The sequence below is a fragment of the Streptomyces sp. genome (assembly GCF_031181705.1).
GTDB lineage: Bacteria > Actinomycetota > Actinomycetes > Streptomycetales > Streptomycetaceae > Streptomyces.
In genome coordinates, this window is the sequence record NZ_JAPSKN010000070.1 from 20,206 (window position 1) to 28,698 (window position 8,493).

At 72.4% G+C, this 8,493-nt stretch carries 8 protein-coding genes; 3 read left to right on the plus strand and 5 right to left on the minus strand.

Features of this window, described 5'->3' with window-relative positions:
* Window positions 1–152 precede the first annotated feature (152 nt).
* A complete protein-coding gene (locus RIN80_RS15515; RefSeq protein WP_309096180.1) occupies window positions 153–1,919 on the plus strand; it encodes a sulfatase-like hydrolase/transferase in 1,767 nt (588 codons plus the stop codon).
* Here the strand turns inward: RIN80_RS15515 and dusB are convergent, their stop codons facing one another.
* Complete coding sequence (gene dusB / locus RIN80_RS15520) at window positions 1,920–3,053, minus strand: tRNA dihydrouridine synthase DusB (RefSeq protein ID WP_309096181.1); 1,134 nt, start codon at window positions 3,051–3,053, stop codon at window positions 1,920–1,922.
* A 78-nt stretch (window positions 3,054–3,131) separates the two neighbouring features.
* On the opposite strand from dusB, the gene RIN80_RS15525 reads away from it, so the two are divergent.
* Both RIN80_RS15525 and RIN80_RS15530 read left to right on the plus strand, forming a co-directional pair.
* The gene (locus tag RIN80_RS15525) at window positions 3,132–4,583 is read left to right on the plus strand and encodes an MFS transporter (RefSeq protein ID WP_309096182.1); all 1,452 of its coding nucleotides are present in this window, start codon (window positions 3,132–3,134) and stop codon (window positions 4,581–4,583) included.
* 368 nt (window positions 4,584–4,951) lie between these two features.
* Window positions 4,952–5,197, plus strand: coding sequence for a hypothetical protein (locus RIN80_RS15530; protein WP_309096183.1), 246 nt, complete (start codon window positions 4,952–4,954; stop codon window positions 5,195–5,197).
* Here RIN80_RS15530 and RIN80_RS15535 read toward each other — a convergent pair.
* From RIN80_RS15535 to RIN80_RS15550, 4 genes are all read right to left on the minus strand, one after another.
* Window positions 5,187–5,774 (minus strand): TetR family transcriptional regulator, encoded by a 588-nt coding sequence (locus RIN80_RS15535; protein ID WP_309096184.1) that lies wholly within the window; start codon window positions 5,772–5,774, stop codon window positions 5,187–5,189. The two genes, RIN80_RS15530 and RIN80_RS15535, sit on opposite strands and share 11 nt — an antisense overlap.
* Window positions 5,775–5,799: 25 nt before the next feature.
* Window positions 5,800–6,804 (minus strand): aldo/keto reductase, encoded by a 1,005-nt coding sequence (locus tag RIN80_RS15540; RefSeq protein ID WP_309096185.1) that lies wholly within the window; start codon window positions 6,802–6,804, stop codon window positions 5,800–5,802.
* A gap of 73 nt (window positions 6,805–6,877) precedes the next feature.
* Window positions 6,878–7,492 (minus strand): LysE family translocator, encoded by a 615-nt coding sequence (locus RIN80_RS15545; RefSeq protein WP_309096186.1) that lies wholly within the window; start codon window positions 7,490–7,492, stop codon window positions 6,878–6,880.
* A 134-nt stretch (window positions 7,493–7,626) separates the two neighbouring features.
* Window positions 7,627–8,493 (minus strand): glycine--tRNA ligase (locus RIN80_RS15550; RefSeq protein ID WP_309096187.1); only part of this gene is annotated, 867 nt, incomplete at its 5' end.

Below are 8,493 nucleotides of genomic sequence, written 5' to 3' on the forward strand. Positions count from 1 at the left end.
AGGCCGGTTGGCCGTTCGTTTGCCGGGAGTTTGCCGAGCGCCGGCCCGGCGGGCTGAACGCAACCGGTGGCCGTCCCGTACGGAACGGAGGCGGACCCGTCCCCCCACGCGGGTCCGCCGTCTCACCGGCTTCGTACGGGAAGGACCTCCGGGTGCCTGTCTTCACACGCCTGCGCCAGTCGTCGCCGGCGGAGCCCCTCGGGGAGGGCGTCCTCACGGCGGAGGCGGGCCGAGCCGCCCCCGGGTCCCGGCTCGCGCACCCGCGCGCCTGGCGCACCCGTCACCCCCGGGCCGCCCGCGCCCTGCGCCTGACCACCACCGTCCTGGCGGCCGTCCTGGTCGTCGGTGCCCTGCTGCTGCCCAACACGCTCCCCGCGCTGGAACCGGTCAGCTTCACGCGCATCCCGGCGGAGGCGGTGATCGGCGCCGTCGTCGTACTGGCGCTGCCGCGCCGGCCCCGGCTGGCCGCGGCGGTGCTCTACGGGCTCGGCCTCACCGCGCTGACGGCCGTGAACCTGCTCGACATGGGATTCAACGAGTACCTGGGCCGGGGCTTCAACGCCGCGCTCGACTGGGACCTGCTGCCCGACGCCCAGGCGTACGTGGCGGACACGCTGGGCGGAACCGTCGCGACCGCGGCCGCCGTCGGCGTGGTCGTGCTGATCCTGCTGCTCGCCGCCGTCCTGGTCGCGGCGGCGATCCGGCTCGCGGAGACGCTGGCGCGCCACCGGGTCCGGGCGACCCGGGGCGCCCTGGCCGCCGGCACCGTCTGGGTCACCTGCTCCGCCCTCGGGCTCACCCTGTTCGGCGGGCCGGTCGCCTCCGAACGGGCGGCCGGCGCCCTGCGCGTGCACGCACAGCGCACCGTGGACTCGCTGCGGGACGAGGCGGCCTTCGTGCGGCAGGCGAGGGCGGACAGCTTCGGCGCCACCCCGCCCGGTCAGCTCCTGCCCGACCTGCGCGGCAAGGACGTGATCTTCACGTTCATCGAGAGCTACGGCCGCAGCGCGCTTGCGGACCCGGTCATGGCCCCCGGCGTCGGCCGGACCCTCGACACCGGCACCGAGGCCCTGGCGAAGGCCGGATTCCACGCCCGCAGCGGCTGGCTGACCTCGGCGACGTTCGGCGGCAGCAGCTGGCTCGGCCACTCCACGACCATGTCCGGCCTGTGGATCGACAACCAGCGGCGCTACCGCACGGTCACCGCGGGCGATCACCTGACCCTCACCAAGGCGTTCCAGAAGACCGGCGCCTGGGACACGGTCGGCGTCATGCCGGGCGTCCAGAAGGGCTGGCCGGAGGAGGAGTGGTACGGCCTCGACAAGCTCTACGACTCCCGCGACCTGGGTTACCAGGGGCCTAAGTTCAGCTGGTCGACCATGCCCGACCAGTACGCGCTGGAGGCGTTCCAGCGCCGGGTGCACGGCAGGAAGCGCGACAAGCCACTGATGTCGTTCGTCATCCTGACCTCCAGTCACCAGCCCTGGGCACCCCTGCCGAGGATGGTCGGCTGGGACGAACTCGGCGACGGCTCGGTCTTCGACGCGATCCAGAAGGCCGGGAACCGGGCCTCGGACGTCCTCACCGACACCACCAGGTCCCGCGAGGAGTACGGCAAGTCGATCCGGTACTCGGTCACCACCCTGACCCAGTGGCTGCGGCGCTACGGCACCGACGACACCGTCCTGGTCTTCCTCGGCGACCACCAGCCCATCGCCCGGGTCAGCGGCGCCCGCGCCTCCCGCGACGTGCCGGTGTCGATCGTCGCCAAGGACCCGAAGGTCCTGGACAAGGTCGCCGACTGGAACTGGACGGAGGGCCTCAGGCCCGCCTCCGACGCGCCGGTGTGGCGGATGGACTCCTTCCGCGACCGCTTCCTGAAGGCGTACGGCTCGACACCGCACCCCTCCAAGGGCTGATCAGCCGCCGGAGGTGTCGAGTTCGGCGTCCTCGCCGACGCCGGCGCAGTCGTAGGGGTCCTTCAGCCAGCCGTCCGGCAGCACCACCCGGTTGTTGCCGGAGGTGCGGCCGCGGGGCCCGTCGGCGCCGGCGGGCCAGGGCTGGTCGAGGTCCAGCTCGTCCAGGCCGGAGCGCAGCTCCTCCAACGACGAGGTGATCGCGAGGCGCTTGCGCATCTCGGAGCCGACCGCGAAGCCCTTGAGGTACCAGGCGACGTGCTTGCGGAAGTCGATCACGCCCCGGGACTCGTCGCCGATCCACTCCCCGAGCAGGGTGGCGTGCCGGACCATCACGTCGGCGACCTCGCGCAGGGTGGGGCGGGCGATGTCCTCGGTGCGGCCCTCGAAGGCGGCGACCAGGTCCGCGAACAGCCACGGCCGCCCGAGGCAGCCACGGCCCACGACGACGCCGTCGCAGCCGGTCTCGCGCACCATCCGCAGGGCGTCCCGGGCCGACCAGATGTCACCGTTGCCGAGGACCGGGATCTCCGGGACGTGCTCCTTGAGCCGGGCGATGGCGTCCCAGTCGGCGGTGCCGCCGTAGTGCTGGGCGGCGGTGCGGCCGTGCAGCGCGATGGCGGTGACGCCCTCCTCGACGGCGATGCGGCCGGCGTCGAGGTAGGTGATGTGGTCGTCGTCGATGCCCTTGCGCATCTTCATGGTCACGGGCAGCTCACCGGCGCCGCTGACGGCCTCGCGCAGGATCGCCCGCAGCAGGTTCCGCTTGTACGGCAGTGCGGAGCCGCCGCCCTTCCTGGTGACCTTCGGCACCGGGCAGCCGAAGTTCAGGTCGATGTGGTCGGCGAGGTCCTCCTCGGCGATCATGCGGACGGCCTTGCCGACGGTGACCGGGTCCACACCGTAGAGCTGGATCGACCGGGGCCGCTCACTCGCGTCGAAGTGGACGAGCTGCATGGTCTTCTCGTTGCGTTCGACCAGCGCCCTGGTGGTGATCATCTCGCTGACGAACAGTCCCTTGCCGCCGCTGAACTCCCTGCACAGGGTGCGGAAGGGCGCGTTGGTGATCCCGGCCATGGGGGCCAGGACGACGGGCGGCTGGACGGTGTGCGGGCCGATCTGCAGGGGCGTGGACATGCCTCCATTGTGCCGTGCAATGAAATGGCAAAATTCATTAGTTAGCCACACTATCGAAGTCGGCGTACGATGAAACGCATGCCCGAGCCCAGCCCCCGCCGCCGCATGCTGGTGCTCGCGATCTGCTGCATGAGTCTGCTGATCGTGAGCCTGGACAACACGGTCCTGAACGTCGCCCTGCCGTCCATGCAGCGGGACCTGCACGCCAGTACCTCGGGCCTGCAGTGGACGATCGACGCCTACACGCTGGTCCTGGCGTCGCTGCTGATGCTCGCGGGCTCCACCGCCGACCGGATCGGCCGCAAGCGGGTCTTCATGACGGGTCTGGTCGTCTTCACCCTCGGCTCGGTCCTGTGCTCCCTCGCGCCGAACCTCCAGGCGCTGGTCGCCTTCCGGATGGTCCAGGCGGTGGGTGGTTCGATGCTCAACCCGGTCGCCATGTCGATCATCACCAACACCTTCACGGACCCGCGCGAACGGGCCCGGGCGATCGGCGCGTGGGGAGCCGTCGTCGGCATCTCCATGGCCGCCGGCCCGCTGGTCGGGGGCCTGCTGGTGGAGTCGGTCGGCTGGCGCTCGATCTTCTGGATCAACCTGCCCGTGGGCCTGGCGGCGCTGCTGCTCACCCTGCGCTTCGTCCCCGAGTCCCGCGCGCCCCGGGCCCGCCGCCCGGACCCGGTCGGACAGGTGCTGGTGATCGCGCTGTTCGGTTCGCTGACGTACGCGATCATCGAGGCGCCGAGCACGGCCTTCGCGTCCCTGGCCCCGCTGGTGATCCTGGCCCTGGCGGCCCTCGCCGCCCTGCTCTGGTACGAGCCGCGCCGCGCGGAGCCCCTGATCGACCTGCGCTTCTTCCGCTCGGCTCCGTTCAGCGGGGCGACGGTCGTCGCCGTCAGCGCGTTCGCGGCGCTCGGCGGCTTCCTGTTCCTGTCGACGCTGTACCTGCAGAACGTGCGGGGTCTGGGCGCCCTGGAGGCGGGTCTGTGGATGCTGCCCATGGCGGTGCCCACGTTCCTGTGCGCGCCGCTGTCCGGCCGCCTGGTCGGCACGCGCGGACCCCGGCTGTCCCTGGTGATCGCGGGCCTGGCGATGACGGCGAGCGGTGTCCTCTTCGCCGCGTTCGAGGCCGAGACGTCGAACCTCACGCTCTTCCTCGGCTTCGTCCTGTTCGGCGTCGGCTTCGGCTTCGTCAACGCGCCCATCACCAACACGGCGGTCTCCGGCATGCCGCGCGCCCAGGCGGGCGTGGCGGCGGCGGTCGCCTCGACGAGCCGGCAGCTCGGGCAGACGCTGGGGGTCGCGGTGGTGGGGGCGGTGCTCGCGTCGGGCGTGGGCGCGTCCTCGTACCGGGAGGCGTTCGTGTCCGCCGCGCGGCCGGGCTGGTGGATCCTCGCTGCGTGCGGGTTCGCGGTGCTGGCGCTCGGGGCCGTGACCAGTGGACGCTGGGCCCGGGGGACCGCCGAGCGCACGGCCGAGAGGCTGTCGTCGCCGGAGGTGCGGGACGTGGCGGTCACCGCGGAGCGGGCCTGACCGCAGGTCAGCCGCGCTGTCACCGGGGTGCGCTGCGCAGGCCGCGGCGGACTCCTGCAGGCGATCTCCGGCGAACTGCCGGACCGCGTCGGCCTGGAGAGCCGGCCGCAGCCCGCCGGCGCCGGCCGAGCGGCTCGGGAGGCAGGTACGGGGCGCCGCGCCCCCATGTGCTCTGCGGCCCGCCGCGCGCCCACATGCTCGACGCAATCGCCGATCCGGCGGTCGACGGCCCCGGGGCGGCTCGGATCGGCGCGTCGCTCACGGCCTGACAACAGGATCCCGGGGTAACCCCGTTGATGTCGGTCCTGCCGCACACTGCCGGTGGTGAGCGGACCGGACCGGCCGGGTTCTCGATCGCGGGAGGCGTCATGGCGCACAACGACACGAGCAAGGTCCGCCGCTGGGACCAGCACGGCCGCGAACACGTGGTGCGGGTGCGGCGTACGGGCGTGCAGCGCACGATCAGATGCGACACCTGCGGCTGGCGCAGAGGCGCCCAGTTCCTGCCCTGGCTGAAGGCGGAGGAGCACTTGGCCCAGGCCCATCAGGCGACGGTGGACCCGACGGCGCCGCGAGGGGACCGGCCCGCGCGGGCGGCTGCCGTCAAGCCCTGAGCCCCCGCACCAGCACGTCGACGACCGCCGTGAAGTCCGCCTCCGCCCCCGGTTCCTCCCACTCACGGGCGTAACAGGGGTCGTGGAAGCGGCCCGTGGCCTGGAAGACCGCGCGGGCCGTGGCCTCCGGGTCGGCGGCGGTGAAGTCGCCGGTCTCCACGCCGGCCCGGACGATGCGGGTCAACTGGGCGGTCAGGTCGTCGAGGTGCTCGCTCACCACCGTGCCGTTCTCGCCCGTGAGCACCGTGTACGTGGCGAACAGCTCCGGATCCGCGCCCGCCTTGCGGCGCTTGGCGGCGAACAGCGCGGCGAGCCAGTCGCGCAGCCGGGTCTCCGGGGGGCCGTCGCCGGCGGCGATCCCGGACAGCTCGCCGGAGGTGCGGTCCAGCCAGCGCTTGGTGACCGCCTCGCGCAGCGCCGCCTTCGTCCGGAAGTGCCGGTAGACGCTGCCGTGGCTGACGCCGAGCGCGCGGGCCACGTCCACCACGGTGGCCTTGGCCGGGCCGTGGCGGCGCAGCACCTCCTCGGTGGCTTCGAGGATGCGCTCGGCGGTCAGTGTCTCGCTGGTCGGTGCCATGCCCTGACCGTACCCGGAGCCCGGTTCACGCTTCGAGGTGCGCCATCTGCGCCGCCGGGTAGCGGTCGCCCGCGGCGGCCCCGGCGGGCACGGCCTCCTCGATCGCGGCGAGGTCGGCCTCGTCCAGCGTCACGTCCAGGGCGCCGAGCGCCTCGGTGAGACGGTCGCGGCGGCGGGCGCCGACCAGCGGCACGATGTCCTCGCCGCGGCTGAGCACCCAGGCGATGGCGATCTGCGCGACGGTGACGCCCTTCTGCCCGGCGATCTTCCGCAGCGCCTCGACGAGGCCCAGGTTGTGCGTGAGGTTGTCGCCCTGGAAGCGCGGCGACACGGCCCGGAAGTCGCCCGGGCCGAGCTGCCGGTCGGCCGTGAAGTGGCCGGAGATCAGACCGCGCGAGAGCACCCCGTAGGCGGTGACGCCGATGCCCAGCTCACGGGTGGTGGGCAGGATCTCGGCCTCGATGCCGCGGGAGATCAGGGAGTACTCGATCTGGAGGTCGGAGACCGGCGCGGTGGCGGCGGCCCGGCGGACGGTGGCGGCGCCGACCTCGCTGAGTCCGATGTGCCGGACGTAACCGGCCTCGACCAGTTCCGCGATCGCGCCGACCGTCTCCTCGACCGGTACGCCGGGGTCGAGCCGGGCGATGCGGTAGACGTCGATGTGGTCGACGCCGAGCCGCTGCAGGGAGTACGCGGCGAAGTTCTTCACCGCGGCGGGCCGCCCGTCGTAGCCCGCCCAGCTGCCGTCCGGGCCGCGCAGGGCCCCGAACTTGACGCTGACCAGGGCCTGTTCACGCCGGGCGGCGGGGGCCGTGCGCAGCGCCTCGCCGATCAGCAGCTCGTTGTGGCCCATGCCGTAGAAGTCGCCGGTGTCGAGCAGGGTGACGCCCGCTTCGAGCGCCGCGTGGATCGTCGCGATGGACTCGGCCCGGTCCGCCTCGCCGTACAGGGCGGACATGCCCATGCAGCCGAGACCGAGGGCGGAGACCTGGGGGCCGGTGGTTCCGAGGGAGCGCGTGCGCATCGTCATGCCCTCCACGATGACATGACAGCTGACAGATTTCAATATCTGTCATTCGATAGTTGTCAGCCCCCCGGCTGGGTCACCGGGTCGTGACCGCCAGCTTCGCGCCCAGCGCCACGAACGACCCGGCGAAACCCCGGCGCAGCCACGCCCTCACCCGCGGCCGGCCCAGCACCTGGCCGCGCACCGACGCGGCCAGCAGCCCGTAGGCCGCGAACACCAGGAAGGTGGCCGCCATGAACACCCCGCCGAGCGCGGCCATCCGCACCACCGCGTGCGGCTCGGCCGGGCTCACGAACTGCGGCAGGAACGCGAGGAAGAAGACCGTCAGCTTCGGGTTGAGGATGTTGATCAGCACGCCCCGCACGATCACCTGCCGCGCGGACGGCGGCGCGGCCTCCCCCTCCCCGGCCACGAGGGCGTCCTTGTCGCGCAGGGTGGCCCAGGCCATGTGGAGCAGGTACGCGACGCCGGCGTACTTCAGCACCTGGAAGGCGGTCGCGCTGGCGTGCAGCAGGGCGGCCACGCCGGTGACCGAGGCCAGCAGATGCGGCACGATCCCGAGGGTGCAGCCGACGGCCGCGACGACACCGGCGCGGCGGCCCCGGGAGAGCGCGGCGGCCAGGGTGTAGACGACGCCGGTGCCCGGCGTGGCGACGACGATCAGGGTGGTCAGCAGGAAGGCGATGCTCATGGCCCTCACCCTCGCGCCACCGGCCCGGCGGCAACAGGACCATTCGCGGTTGCCGTTGGGGGACCACTGGCCACAACGCGACGGTGCCGGGCCCCCTGGGAGGGACCCGGCACCGTCGTGGGCCAAGAAAGCGGTCAGCAGCCGACCAGGCGGGCCGCCAGGTAGCCCTCGATCTGGTCGAGGGAGACGCGCTCCTGCTTCATCGAGTCACGCTCGCGGACGGTGACCGCGTTGTCCTCGAGCGTGTCGAAGTCGACGGTCACGCAGAACGGCGTGCCGATCTCGTCCTGACGGCGGTAGCGGCGGCCGATGGCGCCGGCGTCGTCGAACTCGATGTTCCAGTGCTGGCGCAGCGCCTGGGCGAGGCCCTTGGCCTTCGGGGACAGCTCCGGGTTGCGGGACAGCGGCAGCACGGCGACCTTCACCGGGGCGAGGCGGTGGTCGAGGCGCAGCACCGTGCGCTTCTCCATCTTGCCCTTGGCGTTGGGCGCCTCGTCCTCGACGTAGGCGTCCAGCAGGAACGCCAGCATCGCGCGGCCGACACCGGCCGCGGGCTCGATGACGTAGGGGGTCCAGCGCTCGCCGGCCTCCTGGTCGAAGTAGGTGAGGTCCTGGCCGGAGGCCTTGGCGTGGGCGCCGAGGTCGTAGTCGGTGCGGTTGGCCACGCCCTCCAGCTCACCCCACTCGCTGCCGCCGAACTGGAAGCGGTACTCGATGTCGGCGGTGCGCTTGGAGTAGTGGGAGAGCTTCTCCTTCGGGTGCTCGTACCACCGCATGTTCTCCTCGCGCAGGCCCAGGCCGGTGTACCAGTTCCAGCGCTGCTCCATCCAGTACTCCTGCCACTTCTCGTCCTCGCCCGGCTTGACGAAGAACTCCATCTCCATCTGCTCGAACTCGCGGGTGCGGAAGATGAAGTTGCCGGGCGTGATCTCGTTGCGGAAGGACTTGCCCATCTGGGCGATGCCGAACGGCGGCTTGCGGCGCGAGGTGGTCTGCACCTG